Source organism: Leptothoe sp. ISB3NOV94-8A (assembly GCF_043421595.1).
Lineage (GTDB): Bacteria > Cyanobacteriota > Cyanobacteriia > Phormidesmidales > Phormidesmidaceae > Leptothoe > Leptothoe turfae.
This window is the reverse complement of sequence record NZ_JAXSQW010000003.1, coordinates 210,912-227,410: the sequence shown is the minus strand read 5'-3', so window position 1 is coordinate 227,410 and position 16,499 is coordinate 210,912. Positions and strand designations below refer to the sequence as shown.

The following is a 16,499-nucleotide window of genomic DNA, read 5'->3' as shown; positions in this document are numbered from 1 at the left end:
CTGCGGGATGGCTTCCAATTCTGATTGTGTGTGCGAAGTTAATCCAGGGTGAAGAGCCTTAGGGGCAAGCCATCAAGTAGCATCAACTGATACCCTGGAACACCAACTAGAACATCCATGACAAAATGGATAATATTCAGAATGGTATACACCAGCGTCATACCAAGTTGAGAAACTTATGAGGCTGAACGGTAACGATAGTAAGCTGCACAGGCCCCTTCGGAAGAGACCATCGGAGCACCGAGGGGATGCTCTGGGCAGCACTTGGTCCCAAAGGCAGAGCACTCATGGGGCTTTTTGAAACCTTGTAGGATGAGACCGCTGATGCAGGTATTTTCAGAGGGAGAGGGGGAGAGGGGGAGAGGGGGGATGGTCAATCGGTCGGCAAACCGCAATTGAGCATCCAGGTAATCGTAAGATTTACGTAATCCCAAGCCGCTTTGATCAAGACTGCCCAGACCGCGCCAAACCCGATAAACTACTTGAAACACCTGGTCCATGAGCTGTTGTGCAGGTTGATTACCCTGGATTTGAACAGACCGGGTATATTGATTCTCAACCTGCGCATTACCAGCTTCTAGCTGCTTTAGGCAGAGATAAATCCCCTGCAAAATATCGACGGGTTCAAAGCCAGTTACCACAATGGGGACGTGGTACTTTGCTGCAATCTCGTGATATGCCCCATAGCCTGTTACCGTACACACATGACCTGCTGCTAAAAACCCCTGTACCTGACAATCTGGTGATGACAAAATCGCCTCCATAGCCGGAGGAACGAGCACATGGGCTATCAACACTGAAAAATTCTCAACCTGTTGCTGATGCGCCTGGTAGACTGCCATGGCCGTTGCTGGAGCCGTAGTCTCAAAGCCAACGGCAAAAAACACCACCTGTCGGTCTGGATGCTTACGGGCTAGTGCTAACGCATCCATCGGGGAATATACCATGCGCACATCCCCTCCTTGGGCCTTGATACTTAACAAATCTGTAGAGGTACCGGGGACCCGCAGCATATCACCGTAGGAGCAAAAGATAATCTCGGGCTGAGCAGCCAGTACCAAGGCCTGATCGATAATTGCCATGTCGGTCACACAGACAGGACAGCCAGGACCATGGATTAAGGTGATATCTGGTGGTAACAGCTGATCGAGACCGTATTTGACGATGGTGTGGGTTTGACCACCGCAAATCTCCATCAGGGTCCAGGGTTGGGTAATTAGAGATGCAATGGCATCCCCATAATCCTGTACTATCAAGCCATCTCGATACTCGTCAACATACTTCATCCAGAGACTATCCGATGACACGGGTCTAGAATATTAATCTTTTTAGTCACGGTTCCCACAAATATCAAAGAACCATATGAATCAGGGAGCCAGATGAATGGAGTGTGGCTGAGGTCGATAACTCTGGAGCGATTTAATATACTGAGCCCGCTCAAACGCACTGGGATCGGGGCAATTTATCTGGCTCATGCTACCTTTTAGCTGGCTAAGAGAAGCATACTCATGGTCCTGTAACCACTGACGTAAGGCCTGTTCAACGGTACTAAGGTGATCAATGCCATAACTTAACAACGCACTTACCATCATGGTCACATCGGCCCCTGCCATTAACAGTTTGATGGCATCCTGGGCATGGTGAATGCCGCCTGTTGCGGCAAAATCGATAGGCATAATACCATAGAGAATAGCGATCCATCGCAAGGGTAGACGTAAATCTTGTGAGGTACTCAGCAGAACATGGGGATACACTTCCAGGGTGTCGATATCAATGTCAGGTTGATAGAATCGATTGAATAGAACTAAACCATTTACCCCTGTATGGGAGAGACGATGGGCAAAATTAGCCAGGTTTGTAAAATATGGACTGAGTTTGACCGCAACCGGTAGATCAACACTGTGGGTCACCGAATGCACTATATCTAGATAGGTTTGTTCAACCTGAGAAGACGTTAAGCTTATATCTGTCGGCACAGCATAGAGATTGAGTTCTAAAGCATCGGCACCAGCAGACTCAATTTGTTTAGCATAGTTAGCCCAACCATCATTTGTCGTACCGTTCAAGCTGGCAATAATGGGAATATCCACTCGCTGTTTAGCCGCCTGAATATGCTCTAGATAAGCTTCAGCACTGACATGAAACAAAGGCCGCTGAGGAAAGTAGCTAAGCGCCTCTCCATAGCTTTCAGTTCCCTGGGTCAAATAGTAATCTAGTTCGAGGCGATCTCTATGTAACTGTTCTTCAAACAACGAATGAAGAACAATTGCCCCGGCACCCGCGTCTTCCATCTGGCGAAGATTGTCCAGATTTTCGGTTAAGGGACCACAGGCACCGACGACCAGAGGAGAACGGAGGGAGAGACCAAGATAAGTGGTAGAAATATCCATAGTATTTATCATTGATTAGGTAACTGAGAAGATATTTTTTGCACATAGCTCAAGCCAGACGTGATCGCTGAAAAATTTAGGTGGCAACAGCCATGTGCGGCACAAACCATCGGTGTGTGATACTAAACGTTGAGGCCCCACAGCAAATACACAGGCTTAATTACACTGGGATCTTGACTGACCCATAGAGCCCACAGTAGAGCGATTACAGCCAACAGCCACCACTTCAAAGGTTTCCATCCCAAGGGATTACGACTTACGTGAATGTCAGTCATGGTTTTTCTTCTCCTAACGCAGCTAAATACTGATATAGTTGCCACCGAGTTTGTACATCTTGTTGTGCCTGCTGCAACAGGTCTTGGGCTACCTGAGGCTGGCTGTGCACCAACATCTTGAACCGATTTTCAGCGTACATGGACTGTTCTAACGGTAGCTTCGGCGCACGACTATCTACGATTAGGGGATTTTTGCCAGCTGAGCGACGGCGAGGATCGTAGCGGTAGAGCAGCCAGCGACCGGAATCAACAACTGCTTTTTGATGGCTCATGGCAGCGGACATATTAATTCCGTGGGCAATGCAGTGGGCATAGGCAATGATCATAGACGGCCCATCATAGGATTCGGCCTCCAGGAAGGCTTTAAGGGTATGTTCATCACGCGCGCCCATGGCTACACTGGCTACGTAAGCATTACCGTAGGTCATAGCCATTAGACCCAGGTCTTTCTTAGGTGTTGTTTTACCACCTGCTGCAAACTTGGCAACAGCGCCTCTAGGGGTAGCTTTAGATTGTTGTCCACCAGTGTTGGAATAGACTTCTGTGTCGAGAACAAGGATATTGACGTTGCGATCGCAACTCAACACATGGTCCAATCCACCATAGCCAATATCATAGGCCCAGCCATCCCCTCCTACAATCCAGACACTCTTTTTCACCAGATAGTCTGTCAGGGGCAACAACCGTTGAATTTTATCCTTCAGCTCTATCGAAATCTCCTGTACTATCAATTTCTTCAACAAGCCTTTAAGCTGAGCTACACGCTCTCGTTGCTCGACAATATCAGCCTCATCTGTTTGCTGGGCTTGCAGAATCTGTTTGGCCAATTGCTCCAGATGAGAAAAGCCAACTTCCACAACCATCTCTGCATCGACCTGCTGTAATAGTTCAGCTGCGTAGGTAGTCTGTTTATCAATGGACACCCGGAATCCTAAGCCAAATTCAGCATTGTCTTCAAACAATGAATTTGACCAAGCTGGCCCCCGTCCATCTGCATTATGGCTCCAGGGAGTAGTGGGCAGATTGCCTCCATAAATAGAGGAACAGCCAGTGGCATTGGCCACCAGTAAGCGGTCGCCAAAGAGCTGAGTTAACAACTTCAGATAGGGTGTTTCACCACAACCTGCACAGGCTCCAGAAAACTCAAACAAGGGCTGCTGCATTTGCTGCTGACTGATCTTGTGCAGATTCAGCTGCTGCCGATCCGGGTTCGGTAGATTCTTAAAGAACTCCCAGTTAGGTTTCTCCTGCTGCCGTAGATCAACAATATTTCGACCATTTCCATTGACTGATGTTTCTTGGTAGACGGGGGTCATATTGATCGCTTTAAGTCGAGGAATTGATTTATTTTTAGCCGGGCACACATCGACACAGATACCGCACCCCGTACAGTCTTCCGCCGCCACCTGGAGGGTAAATTCTTGCCCCGACCACTCGCGAGCGGTGACATGCTTAAAGGTTTTCGGGACTCCATCCCATGCCTCTGGTTTATAAACCTTGCTACGGATGACGCCATGGGGACAAGCCATCACACACTTGCCACACTGGACACAGATATCTGGATCCCAGACAGGAATTGTCTGGGCAATATTGCGTTTCTCCCATTGAGCAGTGCCCGTTGGATAGGTACCATCACAGGGTAAGGCACTGACAGGCAGGGTATCTCCCTGGCGTTGCATCATTTTACCGAGAACGTTTTTTACAAAGGCAGGCGCTACCTCTGCCACAGGAGACTTTAAAGGAGGAATCTTGCCAACTTGTTTTTCTGCTGGTAAAGGAATCTTATACAAATATTGCAGCGTTTGATCCACGGCCTCCAGGTTCATCAATACGACTTTTTCACCTTTTTTGCCATAGGTTTTCGAAATAGAGGTCCGAATAGCATCCAGTGCCTCTGGGGTTGGCAAAATCTTAGATAGGGCAAAGAAGCAGGTTTGCATCACCGTATTGATCCGGCCTCCCAACCCAACGGATCGAGCGACTTCATAGGCATTAATGACATAGACCTCAAGGTGTTTTTGAAGAATCTGGGTCTGAATTCGTTCGGGTAGCTTATCCCACACCTGATCTAGGACATACGGCGAATTTAACAACAACGTAGCCCCTGACATAGCAGGCCCTAAAATATCCAGCTGCTCTAAGAGTATCCATTGGTGACAGGCAATAAAATTAGCCTGGTTAATTAGATAAGGGGCATGGATAGCATCAGGACCGAAGCGCAGGTGAGAGATGGTGACCGAACCCGACTTTTTCGAATCGTAGACAAAGTAGCCTTGGGCATGATGATCAGTTGTCTCACCAATAATCTTGATGGTATTTTTATTAGCACCCACCGTCCCATCTGAACCTAGACCGTAGAAAACTGCACGGATAGTCTGCTCTGGCTCGATGGAAAATGTGGCATCATAGGCCCAACTGGTATGGGTCACATCATCATCAATACCAATGGTAAAGTGATTTTGGGGCTCTTTCTGACTATGTTGAAACCCATCCAATAAAAGATGATCAAAAACAGCTTTGACCATTGCTGGGGTAAATTCTTTTGACGAGAGTCCATACCGTCCCCCCACAATCATCGGCAACTGATGGTCTACTGTGGTGAAATGTGATTCTATCAGGGCTGAGAGAACGTCTAAATAGAGAGGTTCACCCGCTCCCCCTGGCTCCTTAGTGCGATCTAAGACAGCAATCGCCTTGACGGTTTTGGGTACAACTGCCGCAAATCGTTGGACATCAAAGGGACGATAGAGTCGGACTTTAACCACACCGACATTTTCTCCCATCTCATTAAGGGCGTCTACAGTCGCCTGAGCTGTTTCACAGCCAGATCCCATTAACACCATCACTCTTTCTGCATTAGGATCACCATAATATTGGAATGGCTGATACTGTCGCCCCGTGAGTTGGGCAAATCTATCCATTGCCTGTTCGACAATATCCACACAACGGGGATAGTAAAGGTTTACGGCTTCCCGTGCCTGGAAGAACACATCAGGATTCTGGGCCGTACCTCGCATCACCGGATAGTCAGGACTCAGAGCCCGTTGACGGTGTTGAGTAATTGACTCATTATCGATCAGAGAACGTAAACTCTCCTGGGAAAGAAGATCTATCTTTTGAATCTCGTGGGAGGTGCGAAACCCATCAAAAAAGTGGATAAAGGGAATACGACTGGCGAAGGAGGCCATTGTTGCGATCGCAGCCATATCCTGTGCCTCTTGCACCGACGCAGAACACAGCATGCCAAACCCAGTACTGCGAGCCGCCATCACATCACTATGGTCCCCAAAAATGGACAGGGCCTGAGCCGCTACCGACCGCGCTGCGACATGAATAACACAGGGCGTCAGTTCACCCGCAATCTTGTAGAGATTTGGCAGCATTAACAGCAACCCCTGGGAAGCCGTAAACGTAGTTGTTAACGCCCCTGTCTGCAATGAACCATGCACCGCCCCTGCTACACCACCTTCACTTTGCATTTCCACAATGGCAGGCACCGTTCCCCAAAGATTAGGCTTGTTGCTAGCTGCCCAGACATCCGCCCATTCACCCATAGGTGATGCCGGGGTGATTGGGTAAATTGCAATCACTTCATTGAGGGCATAGGCCACCCATGCGACGGCTTCGTTGCCATCTAAGGTGGCAAACCGAGGTTGAACAGGTACAGAGGTTTGCATCATGGTTTCTCAACGCTGTGTTGGCGGCCTCACCAGGACATGAATACCGTATCTACAGTATTTAGATTAAGAAAATAGTTTGAGGAACTTGTGAAGACCAATCATTTTTATTTTTCGGTAAAAATTATGCCACAAGCGTCATCCCATTGGGCTCAATTGTTATCGTAAGTGTCAATCAAACCAGACACTTTGGGGCCATCAACAGATGGAGAAAGCAAACATTGAGACAGTTAAGCGAGAGTTTGCTAAGGCAGGCAAAACTGTATAGTCATCTGCATTAGGCGCTTACGCTGACATAATTACCCCATTTCCCGTTACGGGCTGGTGACGGTGACCATTATTTGCCGAGTCTAGAGAGTTGGAGATCAGGGCATGTTGGAGGATTTGTTGGATGCGATCGCACCCAACAAACTCCATCTCCTGCTTAACATGGTCTGGCACATCCATCAGATCTTTTTCATTTTGCCGTGGCAACAGTACTCGACGAATACCCACCCGGTGGGCCGCCAATACCTTCTCTCGAATACCGCCAACGGGTAGCACATCACCACTTAGATCAATCTCCCCAGTCATGGCCATATCCGTACGAACCGGTTGATTTAGCAGTAGAGAGGCAATTGCCGTCAGCATCGTTACCCCTGCAGAGGGACCATCTTTGGGAATCGCCCCTGCCGGCACATGTAAATGTAATCCATTACTCTTTAGCTGAGATAGCTCAATGCCCAACTCCTTCGCATGGGCCCAAATATAGGAGCGAGCGATCTGCACAGACTCTTCCATCACATCGCCTAACTGTCCGGTTAAGGTGACTTCCCTCAGCTCAGGCAATAACACCGCCTCGACAAAAAGGACATCACCGCCCGCCAGGGTCCAGGCCAACCCTGTTGCCACCCCTGGCTGCGGTCGTTGTCGTCGATTATCCCGTAGATAGCGCGGCGGACCTAATAAGGTCTCCAACTGTTCAGGGTGGATATTGACAGATGTAGCTGCTCCAGTCGCATACTTCACTGCTATTTTGCGACAAAGGCTGCCCAGTTGCTGCTCCAGACGACGAACACCGGCTTCGCGGGTGTAGTCGTCGATGATCTGGCGTAGGGCTACCTCCGGTAAAATAATCGCATCTTTGGGCAACCCAGCTTTTTCTAGCTGTCGTGGTAGTAAGTAGGTTTGTGCAATCGCCAGCTTATCGCGATCGGAATAACCTGAGAGCTCTACAAGCTCCAACCGATCTAGCAAGGGTGGAGACACCTTTGAGAGATCGTTGGCCGTGGCAATAAAAATCACCTGGGACAGATCAAAGTCCACATCCAAGTACAAGTCATGGAAGCAATAGTTTTGCTGTGGATCCAAAATTTCCAACAATACCGACGCCGGATCGCCCCGGTAATCCATACCCACCTTATCCAGCTCATCTAGCATAATCACCGGGTTCTTCACACCAGCCCGATAGATTGCCTGAATAATCCGTCCCGGCATCGCCCCGATATAGGTACGACGGTGCCCCCGCAATTCTGCCTCATCTCGTAGACCACCTAGACTAATACGTTCAAAAGGACGCCCCAATGCCCGAGCAATTGATCGTCCCAGGCTAGTTTTACCCACACCTGGCGGCCCAACAAAACAAACAACCGTACCAACAGCGTAACGCTCCGCCTGCTCTCTCATCGACCCATCAGTATCAGAGGGCTGCTGCCGATGTTTGAGTTTGAAGGTGGCTAAATGCTCAATAATTCGTTCTTTTACCTTCTCTAGACCATAATGGTCTGCATCTAGAACAGTATGAGCATTTTGCAAATCTAAATTATCTTCGACGGTCTTCTGCCAGGGCATTTCTAGCAACCAATCCAGATAGGTGCGAATAACCCCACCCTCCGCAGAACTACTACCGATCCGTTCGAGGCGCGCCAGCTCTCGCTTGATTTGTTTTTCAGCCACTGCTGGTAAGGCTATCGCGTCAAGAGTTTTACGTAGTTCAGCAATTTCTTCCTGATCGGGGTTACCCTGTCCCAACTCCTCTTGAATTTTCTTTAATTGCTGCCGCAGGAAAAACTCTCGCTGCTGCTCATCAATTTCCTTTTTGGTTTCCCCCAAAATTTGACTACGGAGCCGTTGTTCCTCGACATGTTTTTGTAAGTTACCTAACACCTGCCTTAATAGCGTCTCTAAGTCATTTTCAGCCAATGCTGCCTGGGTTTCAGCCACATCTTGCTGCATTAGGATAACTGATTGATAAGCAATTTGGGCCGCATCGTCATTACGGCTCAAAACAGCTAACAATTCGTCAGGAAAATTAGGATTAAGAGATGCGGCCTCTTCCCAAAGAGACTTGATGGCATCAACTAAGGCATTGATCTTTGTAACCTCTCCCCCATCGGCTACAGCAGCTTCTACGGTCAACGCAGGTAGCCTGCAAAACTCTACTTCAAATCCTTGCTTGGTTACGTGTAATTTCTCTAGCTGTATACGCTCTAACCCCTCAATCAGCAACTGAATAGGACCAATGGGCAGCCGTGCCATTCGCCGCACCACACCGAGGGTAGCAACAGAATATAGATCCGATATTTTTTTTGCTTCTGCCTCTGCATCACGAGCCTTAGCTAATCTCTCTAGACACTCTGGACGCATCGCTGCAATCACCATCTGCTTGCTCTCTGTAGCTACCGCTGTTTCTACAGAGGCAATAGAATGGGGGCGTCCTGCCACTATTGGCAGAGTAATACTGGGCAATAGCACAGTATCCCGCACTGGCAGTAGAAAACCAGATTCGAATTGAGTCAATTTTTGAGCGGAATGGGGTAGCCACAGCATGGTTATTATCTCCCCCTATTGTGATGGATAATTGCTCGACAACATAGAAACTTTTTTTCGTTTGGGAGCAACTGTTTTTTGTTATCAGGTGTTATAGAATCAATCTCTATCAGCTCTGCCAATGGAGATTGTAATTGCCTTTGGTCCATCTCTAGTATAAAGCGAATGGGATGACGATCTTGTGAGTTAAACCGTACTTACTAATCAATAAAAATCAGGAATTCGTGAGTATATCCTGCCGGTTTCCCATATTCGCCACCTCATAAAGTTCTCACGTTTCATGTCTACCCTATAGACGTACTTAGTGACAGAAAGTCAATTCGTATCAGATAACCCCAGTGGCCCTGCTCAAGCCAGCAGCAATAGAAGAGAAGGAATTACCATAATGACCCAAATACCCAGTGTACAAATTTTTAAAAATATTCCTGAAGAAATAAGCGGCGTAAGCCTCAGACGAGATCCATCAACAGGAACCCATATTGCAGTGATACGATTTAAAACTTTAGCGTCTATAGAACATTTCTTGAGCTTTAGAAAAAGTTCAAGAAATGCGTTACACCTGATCGACACTGAGGGCGAAATCTTAATAATGCCCTCTGGTGTCAAAATGTTCTATGGAGACATAGATGGAGAAGAGCTCACAGGCGTTGAATGCAAACTTGAGATCGATCGAGACGATCATTGGGAACGGTTCATGCGATTTATGCATCGCTATGCAGAAGCCAATGGGTTAGCCTATGGAGAATCTGAATCAACCTAGATATCGCGTAGACAATTAGGTAGATTGAAATCCCATCATTCGATAAGTTTCGATAAGTTTTGCGTCCTGCTCTCCGCACCACAGCCAAGCATATGTTCTACAGTAAGTAATATGCATGCCAGGGGGCAACTGCCCATGGTCAGCCCACGAAACAACATCATATTGCTGAGATAGAATATGATGCACGACGCTAATGTGGAGAGCAACTAAGCCAAACTCTGCCACCATAGGACGCAACATCAATGGCTGTGGTGGAAACAGCAGTCTCGGTATCACTACAATCAACAAACCCAGCAGCAATGCTAGATCTATCAGGGGTTCTCGTGGCTGCCCATGGGGTCTCACCAGCACTCTCGTCTTGACGTGAGGCTCGTGGTGAGGCCTATGGCCAAATCGCAGGTCCCACAAGTGCCTGTGAGGGCCTACCAGGACTTTCGTCTTAAAGTGGGGGGCGTTATCTTTTCCGATAAAGTAGTGTCATCTTTCCTGAGAATCTTACTCAAAAGAACAATGTCTAGGTCTGAGTTACCTCATTGGTACCTCACTAGTACATCTAAAGTACAAAGAAATTATGGGGAACCTATGAGTCCCTGTAGAATAGGGCGACTCCCATGACAGAACCCGCAACTGATATGATCATCATTGGGGCTGGCATTGCCGGATTAGCAGCTGGTTGCTACGCCCAGATGACTGGTTATCGCACCCAACTCTTTGAGCTACACAACCAGTCTGGCGGTTTCTGTAATTGTTTATAGCGCCCTATCGGCTAGAAAATCATTTAGTTGCTCTTATTTCACACTGCCATTAAGCTGAGCAGTCTTTCAAGTCTCCCCGTTGGGTCACCGCCATCCAAACCCTACAAGATGATTCACCTTGCATCAAAGCTCAGTCCTATTTTGCTTGATCATTCACATCTGCTGATTCTTGTCGCTCAATAACAATCGTCAGGTGGGCTACCATAGCACCAATGATTCCCACAGCTGCAATCACAGGAAAAAAGGCAGCACTAATAACACCACCAAGGACTCCCACAGTCATGGGAATCTCAATCAGAGTATAACCTTCTTCATTTTTGATAATAATGCGGCGAATATTACCTTGGTGAATCAGTTCTTTCACCTTGGCAACAAGGGCATCACCAGAAATTTTAAGCTCTTCTACAACCACCCTCTCGGCAGACTTGCCTTCTGACTCAGTAACAGTGCCCCCTTCAGAATTGGAAACATCAGATGCCGAAACATCCAACGTTTGAGTCACTTTTCCAGGATGAGTATTCATAACAAAGTCTTTTGACAGCTTACATTTATAAGCTAAACAAGATTTATGAGGAAGTTGTGAAGAACCTCAAGTCAATCAACCTGAGGTCAAGTAATCTGAATAATGCATATAAAACAGGGATTCACCCAAACAGAAATTTTTATCCAAAAGGTGTTTATTTTTCTTAAAGATTGAAAAACAAACACCTCAAAGTCTTATGATGTAGTTAAATCAGCTTCAAAGGGCTAAAAAGACAAAGGAGGGTATCTCCCCAAAAAGGGATAACTGGAAAAGGATATCTCTAAGCAAAACGGTTTTACTCTTCTTCTGCTTCTTGTAAATCAAAGCTGACCGTAGCCTGTAAGGAGACCAATCCTATATGCGATGGGTTATTCAAGGTAAAGATCTTAAAGTCACAGATGCCATAAATGACTATGTCCGTCAAAAAATTGGTAAAGCACTAGCACGTCATGAAGATATTGCAACCAAAGTTGACGTTAAGCTATCCGCCCCTCTTCAAATCAAAAAGCCATCCCAACAACGTGCTGAGGTGACGGTACATGCAAGTGGCACAGTTATTAGAGCTGCTGAAAAACATGAAAACCTCTATGCCAGCATTGACTTAGTAACCGATAAGCTGATTCGTCAACTACAGAAATATAAAACCAAAAAACAACGTCGAGCCCAGCCTCGGGAATCCCTTAGCAATGATCTAAATCAGTCACTTGAAACAACTGCTTTGGAATCGTCAGATCGCTCTCCAGAACTACCGCCTAAAGTAGTGCGCAACAAGTTTTTTATGATGCCTCCTATATCTGTCGAAGAGGCTCTGGATAACCTCCAACTCGTGGATCATGATTTCTATATGTTTCGCAATGCCCAGACTGATGAAATCAATGTTATCTATGAGCGGAACCATGGCGGCTATGGCGTCATTCAACCGCGCGAGCAGTCTGATAGTTAGCGAAGTGATATAGGTTGGGACATAGGCGTTTTTAGCGTTAACGCCTATGTCCATAAGTTTATACCTCATGGGAAAGACCAACAATATCATCAGACGATAGAGTCAGAACTACTGCCCATAGGAGCCGAAGTGTCAATGTATTCATGGTAACCTCTTTATCTCCCCATGCATGGGTAACCGCACTGCATTAGCGAGGGGAGTAATTGTCATATAACCACTCACCCCTAACCACTACACCAGGCCTCATACTCTCTATCCTTAAATGCCTCTGGGTACTCTTCATCGTAATATTGCTCAGAGGCCGTCTTGTCAATGGATTCAGCTCGTTGACGTGCAGCTTCTGCTTGTAATGCATCGACCGCTAACCAAGCATTGAGGCAGGCCTTTGACGCTGGACCATTCTCTCGGCAAACATGACGTGCTTTCTCTGAGAGATCACAAATTTGATCCGCAAGCAAGGTTTCCTGAGGTTGTTCAATTGCGTTACTACGTTCCAAAATATCGGTAACAGACACAATTCCCAATAGTTCCGATTGAATGACGGGGGCACTGTGTAGATTCGCCTGGGTCAATAACCGGGCTGCATATTCCACACCTAAATCAGGATTTAAGACGATACAGGGTTTTGTCATCAGTTCATAGACTCTTATCCACCTAGCATCTCGGCCAAACGCGATCACTCTGCCAACAATATCTTCAACCGTGATTACACCATAGGCATCTAGTGCATGGCTGCGTTCCACAATTAACGCCTGAACCCCACGCTGACTCATCAGCTTAGCGGCTTCTGCTATGGTTGCAGAGTTACGAATAGTAACCACTTCGCGGGTCATAATATCGGCTACTCGCATCATTATAGATACCTCTACTAATTTACTGGCCAATCACATAGCTGTACGGGCGATGTCATCCGCGGACTATCATACAGGTACATGGATTGCATATTCAGTTTTGCGGTGTGAAAGATAATCCACTTCACCTGTTCTTCTCCCACACCCTCGCTATGGACTAACTCAGCCTGACTTAAGGATAAAAGCCCCTCTGGAGAGTCCCAAGTGAACTCTTCCTGAGAGATCTCTGGCCAGGGATTTCCTGTCCAACTAATCACTAGACCTTTACCCTGGAACCAGTCATCAATAACTGAGCCACGTAAACAGACAAACGCACTGCTGTGGGGATAACCATAGTAGCCATCAACAATTGTGCCCTGTTTATCAATATTTAGACAGGTTCCTGAACCATCACGCCAATCTTCAGGGGCAGGCTCAGTACAAAGCTGATAGGCCCCATCCGTGAGATTGGCCAATGGAGTTTCCATGGTAGGGGACTGCGACTCAACAGTGACAGGAGTGAGTAAGATAACACCCAATGTTAGAAGCCAGCCAAAGTTAATTAACCTAACTGGGCAACATCTACCAGCCATAGAGATGCCTCCAGCTATTTCTCTAGGTTGATCCTAGACAAAAATCTTGGTGAACTTATGAGGATATTTAATAAACCTTATGCATGTCCAAAATGGTTGTCTTGGCCATGTTTAGAATTCTATACTAGGAGAGTCAACCATATGCCCACACCATCTTTGCGGTTGTGAAGGAGACTTTTTATGGGCATGACTCTGTCCCGTACTAAAGTGACCTCCATGCCTATCTGCCCCAGCTAAAGAAAGTTCTAAACAGTGATTCCCTGATCTTTCCCTCGGGCGAGGCTTTACCCCTTTGTTGGTTTGATTCGGCATATCGTCAACATATGTCCATCCCTGATATAGCAGTACATACTTGATTAATCCGAGTTGGCACTGGCTGCAATCTGTTGAAGATAGGTCAGGGTTTGTTCTGCTTCTTCTAAATCAAGTTTGCTAATGGCAAATCCTACATGGACCACTACGTAGTCACCGGCCTGGGCTTCAGGTACATAGGCCAAGCTAACTTCTTTGACTACGCCTCCAAAACTAACTCGGCCCATGCGAGATAGATCCTCCCCTTTAATACTGATGATTTTTCCGGGTACGGCCAGACACATCGTTGTTCTCCTAAGGGTTAGACAGACATAGACAGATGACGTAATGCACCGATTATCTGCCCAACGGCAATCCCACCATCATTGGGCGGCACACGCTGATGCCAGTGGGGGGTGAATCCTGTAATTTGTAAATGTTGAATGGTCTGCTCACTGAGAAGTTTGTTTTGAAAGCAACCGCCGGTCAATATGATATTGGAGTTGTTGATGAGTTTTGCGATCGCAGTCACAATTTCCACCAACGTGCGGTGAAACTTGGCAGCCACCACCGCTGTCGCCACCCCCTGACCCTGATCATGAATGATTTTTCGCACCATCGGTCGCCAGTCAATAATGTAGGGTACAGTACTTGAAATTATAAAAGGATAGCCTCGCTTAACCATTGTTTCAGCGGCGGCAAACTCCAGGGCCAGTGCCGCCTGGCCTTCAAAACTAACAACTTGATGTAAATTAAGCAGTGCCGCCACCCCATCAAAGAGTCGCCCCACGCTGGAGGCCATAGGCGTATTAATTTTGTTAGTCAGCATTTGCTGTAGAACAGTCCGTTGAGATGCTGAGAATTCTTGTACGGGAACTAAGTCATCACGCTCAAATGCCACGTCGCCATAACAGCCATAAAGCAGACCCAAAGCAGACCTTCGAGGTTCTCGGCTACACAATTCCCCCCCAGGTAGAGGAAAGGGTAACAAATGGGCAACTCGTTCAAAACCAGACGTCGTAATCTGGAGAAATTCTCCTCCCCAAACAGTTTGATCAGGACCATACCCCATACCATCCCAGGCAACGCCCAGGATCGGCGCACCTAGGGAATGCTCAGCCATACCCGCGAGAACATGGGCATAGTGATGCTGTACCGAGATCACGGGCACAGCCCATTGCTCAGCCAAAGTATGGGCCAGTCGCGTAGAGCCATAGTCCGGATGAAGATCACAGGCAATGGCCGTCGGCTGACAGGTATAGAGAGAAAGCATGTCAGTCACGGTGTGTTTCAACCGTTCCAGGGTTCGTGGGGCATCCAAATCACCAATATACTGACTCAGCACAATGTGATCGCCTGAAAACAGAGCAATTGCGTTTTTGAGGTGAGCACCCAAGGCTAAAATACGCGTGTCAGAAGCCACTAGACCAGACAGCGAAATCACCTGGGGTGCATAGCCTCGACCATGACGTAACACCTGGCATTTGTCGTGGATAAGTTGAACAACAGAGTCATCAACCGGACGTTGGATGGGACGATTGTGGACCAAGAAACCATCTGCCACGGGAGCTAGTCGCTGACAGGCATCTTGTTTAGCAATACAAATAGGCTCCCCGGAAAGATTTCCACTAGTGGCAACAACAGGAGAGGTCAACGTCTGAAGGAGAAGATGATGCAGCGGTGTGGTCGGCAGCATGACCCCCAGACGATCCATCTTGGGTGCAATATTGTTGGCTAGGGAAGAACTCCCTAATCGTTTTGGCAAAAGCACAATTGGAGCCTGGGCTGAGGACAACAATTTAGCAGCGTCTGCGGAGACCTTACAGTCCTGGTGAACCTGTTCTAAGGTAGGGTACATCAGGGCTAGCGGTTTATCAGGGCGTTCTTTACGCTGTCTGAGACGGTCCACAGCACTATGGTTTTGGGCATCCACTAGTAATTGGAATCCACCCAACCCTTTCAGCGCAACAATGTCACCCCGACGTAGCATGGCGATAGCCAACTGTAGCGGGTTGCCAGACTGCTGTGGTCCTTTTTGTTGTTCTTTTATCCAAAACTCTAGATGCGGACCACAAACAGCACAGGCATTGGGCTGAGCGTGAAAACGGCGATTGTCAGGCTGGGTGTATTCAGCCTGACAGTCTGCACACATGGTAAAGTTCGCCATCGTTGTGTGGCAGCGGTCATAGGGCAATATCCGGATAATGCTAAACCGAGGACCACAGTGGGTACAGTTGGTAAACGAATAGTGATGGCGACGATTATCAGGGGAAAGAATATCTTGCAAACACTCAGCACATGTGGCCAGGTCTGGCAAAATTTGGGTCTTAGTAGCCTTGCCCACAGCCTCAGAAGGCCAGATGTGAAACCCCCCTATTACCCCCTGCGCTGGTAGGTCCTGTTGCTCTAGTGCTCGAATCACTACATGGGGTGGCAAGTCCTGTTGTAGCTCTTGAAAGAAAATCTGTAACGTCTTTTCAGGCCCCTCTATTTCAATCACGACGCCCTGGGAAGTATTTTTCACACCACCCGCCAGACCTAATGCTGTTGCCAGCTGATACACAAATGGCCGAAAGCCCACTCCCTGCACAGTCCCTCGCACAGTCAGGTGACGTCGACAAAGGGAAGGCGTTACCGGCATCATGACTGTTCCA

General features: G+C 47.6%; 13 protein-coding genes. 3 read left to right on the top strand and 10 right to left on the bottom strand.

Annotation, left to right across the window (positions count from 1 at the left end; genetic code table 11):
• Positions 1 to 176: 176 nt before the first annotated feature.
• The 5 genes from hypD to lon form a co-directional block, all read right to left on the bottom strand.
• Positions 177 to 1,286 (bottom strand): hydrogenase formation protein HypD, encoded by a 1,110-nt coding sequence (gene hypD, locus SPB21_RS33115; RefSeq protein ID WP_499869457.1) that lies wholly within the window; start codon positions 1,284 to 1,286, stop codon positions 177 to 179.
• A gap of 81 nt (positions 1,287 to 1,367) precedes the next feature.
• Positions 1,368 to 2,390, bottom strand: coding sequence for a dihydroorotate dehydrogenase-like protein (locus SPB21_RS33110; RefSeq protein ID WP_163670499.1), 1,023 nt, complete (start codon positions 2,388 to 2,390; stop codon positions 1,368 to 1,370).
• A 122-nt stretch (positions 2,391 to 2,512) separates the two neighbouring features.
• Positions 2,513 to 2,665 (bottom strand): hypothetical protein, encoded by a 153-nt coding sequence (locus SPB21_RS33105; RefSeq protein ID WP_499058024.1) that lies wholly within the window; start codon positions 2,663 to 2,665, stop codon positions 2,513 to 2,515.
• On the bottom strand, positions 2,662 to 6,342 hold the full coding sequence (nifJ, locus tag SPB21_RS33100; protein WP_499869456.1) for a pyruvate:ferredoxin (flavodoxin) oxidoreductase: 3,681 nt from the start codon (positions 6,340 to 6,342) through the stop codon (positions 2,662 to 2,664). Before nifJ ends, SPB21_RS33105 begins: the two co-directional genes overlap by 4 nt.
• 285 nt (positions 6,343 to 6,627) lie before the next feature.
• The gene (gene lon, locus SPB21_RS33095) at positions 6,628 to 9,150 is read right to left on the bottom strand and encodes an endopeptidase La (protein ID WP_499869296.1); all 2,523 of its coding nucleotides are present in this window, start codon (positions 9,148 to 9,150) and stop codon (positions 6,628 to 6,630) included.
• Between the two features lie 385 nt (positions 9,151 to 9,535).
• On the opposite strand from lon, the gene psb28 reads away from it, so the two are divergent.
• The gene (gene psb28 / locus SPB21_RS33090) at positions 9,536 to 9,910 is read left to right on the top strand and encodes a photosystem II reaction center protein Psb28 (protein WP_163670493.1); all 375 of its coding nucleotides are present in this window, start codon (positions 9,536 to 9,538) and stop codon (positions 9,908 to 9,910) included.
• A 611-nt stretch (positions 9,911 to 10,521) separates the two neighbouring features.
• On the top strand, positions 10,522 to 10,665 hold the full coding sequence (locus SPB21_RS33085; protein WP_499058031.1) for an NAD(P)-binding protein: 144 nt from the start codon (positions 10,522 to 10,524) through the stop codon (positions 10,663 to 10,665).
• 136 nt (positions 10,666 to 10,801) lie between these two features.
• On the opposite strand, the gene SPB21_RS33080 is transcribed toward SPB21_RS33085, so the two are convergent.
• Complete coding sequence (locus SPB21_RS33080; RefSeq protein WP_163697961.1) at positions 10,802 to 11,188, bottom strand: DUF4342 domain-containing protein; 387 nt, start codon at positions 11,186 to 11,188, stop codon at positions 10,802 to 10,804.
• A gap of 358 nt (positions 11,189 to 11,546) precedes the next feature.
• Between SPB21_RS33080 and hpf the strand changes: the two genes are divergently transcribed.
• Entirely contained in the window at positions 11,547 to 12,131 is a 585-nt protein-coding gene (gene hpf, locus SPB21_RS33075; RefSeq protein WP_163670489.1) for a ribosome hibernation-promoting factor, HPF/YfiA family, read from the top strand.
• Positions 12,132 to 12,355: 224 nt separating this feature from the next.
• Here the strand turns inward: hpf and SPB21_RS33070 are convergent, their stop codons facing one another.
• From SPB21_RS33070 to hypF, 4 genes are all read right to left on the bottom strand, one after another.
• Positions 12,356 to 12,985, bottom strand: coding sequence for a CBS domain-containing protein (locus SPB21_RS33070; RefSeq protein ID WP_163697963.1), 630 nt, complete (start codon positions 12,983 to 12,985; stop codon positions 12,356 to 12,358).
• Between the two features lie 14 nt (positions 12,986 to 12,999).
• On the bottom strand, positions 13,000 to 13,449 hold the full coding sequence (locus SPB21_RS33065; protein ID WP_163670479.1) for a hypothetical protein: 450 nt from the start codon (positions 13,447 to 13,449) through the stop codon (positions 13,000 to 13,002).
• Positions 13,450 to 13,910: 461 nt separating this feature from the next.
• A complete protein-coding gene (locus SPB21_RS33060) occupies positions 13,911 to 14,150 on the bottom strand; it encodes a HypC/HybG/HupF family hydrogenase formation chaperone (RefSeq protein WP_163697965.1) in 240 nt (79 codons plus the stop codon).
• Positions 14,151 to 14,167: 17 nt separating this feature from the next.
• Positions 14,168 to 16,489 (bottom strand): carbamoyltransferase HypF, encoded by a 2,322-nt coding sequence (gene hypF, locus SPB21_RS33055; protein WP_499869293.1) that lies wholly within the window; start codon positions 16,487 to 16,489, stop codon positions 14,168 to 14,170.
• Between the last annotated feature and the right edge of the window lie 10 nt (positions 16,490 to 16,499).

Bases quoted from the DNA above. Each gene is read 5' to 3' on its own strand.
- hypD (WP_499869457.1), bottom strand. From the start codon at position 1,286: ATGAAGTATGTTGACGAGTATCGAGATGGCTTGATAGTACAGGATTAT.
- SPB21_RS33110 (WP_163670499.1), bottom strand. From the start codon at position 2,390: ATGGATATTTCTACCACTTATCTTGGTCTCTCCCTCCGTTCTCCTCTG.
- SPB21_RS33105 (WP_499058024.1), bottom strand. From the start codon at position 2,665: ATGACTGACATTCACGTAAGTCGTAATCCCTTGGGATGGAAACCTTTG.
- nifJ (WP_499869456.1), bottom strand. From the start codon at position 6,342: ATGCAAACCTCTGTACCTGTTCAACCTCGGTTTGCCACCTTAGATGGC.
- lon (WP_499869296.1), bottom strand. From the start codon at position 9,150: ATGCTGTGGCTACCCCATTCCGCTCAAAAATTGACTCAATTCGAATCT.
- psb28 (WP_163670493.1), top strand. From the start codon at position 9,536: ATGACCCAAATACCCAGTGTACAAATTTTTAAAAATATTCCTGAAGAA.
- SPB21_RS33085 (WP_499058031.1), top strand. From the start codon at position 10,522: ATGACAGAACCCGCAACTGATATGATCATCATTGGGGCTGGCATTGCC.
- SPB21_RS33080 (WP_163697961.1), bottom strand. From the start codon at position 11,188: ATGAATACTCATCCTGGAAAAGTGACTCAAACGTTGGATGTTTCGGCA.
- hpf (WP_163670489.1), top strand. From the start codon at position 11,547: ATGCGATGGGTTATTCAAGGTAAAGATCTTAAAGTCACAGATGCCATA.
- SPB21_RS33070 (WP_163697963.1), bottom strand. From the start codon at position 12,985: ATGATGCGAGTAGCCGATATTATGACCCGCGAAGTGGTTACTATTCGT.
- SPB21_RS33065 (WP_163670479.1), bottom strand. From the start codon at position 13,449: ATGGAAACTCCATTGGCCAATCTCACGGATGGGGCCTATCAGCTTTGT.
- SPB21_RS33060 (WP_163697965.1), bottom strand. From the start codon at position 14,150: ATGTGTCTGGCCGTACCCGGAAAAATCATCAGTATTAAAGGGGAGGAT.
- hypF (WP_499869293.1), bottom strand. From the start codon at position 16,489: ATGATGCCGGTAACGCCTTCCCTTTGTCGACGTCACCTGACTGTGCGA.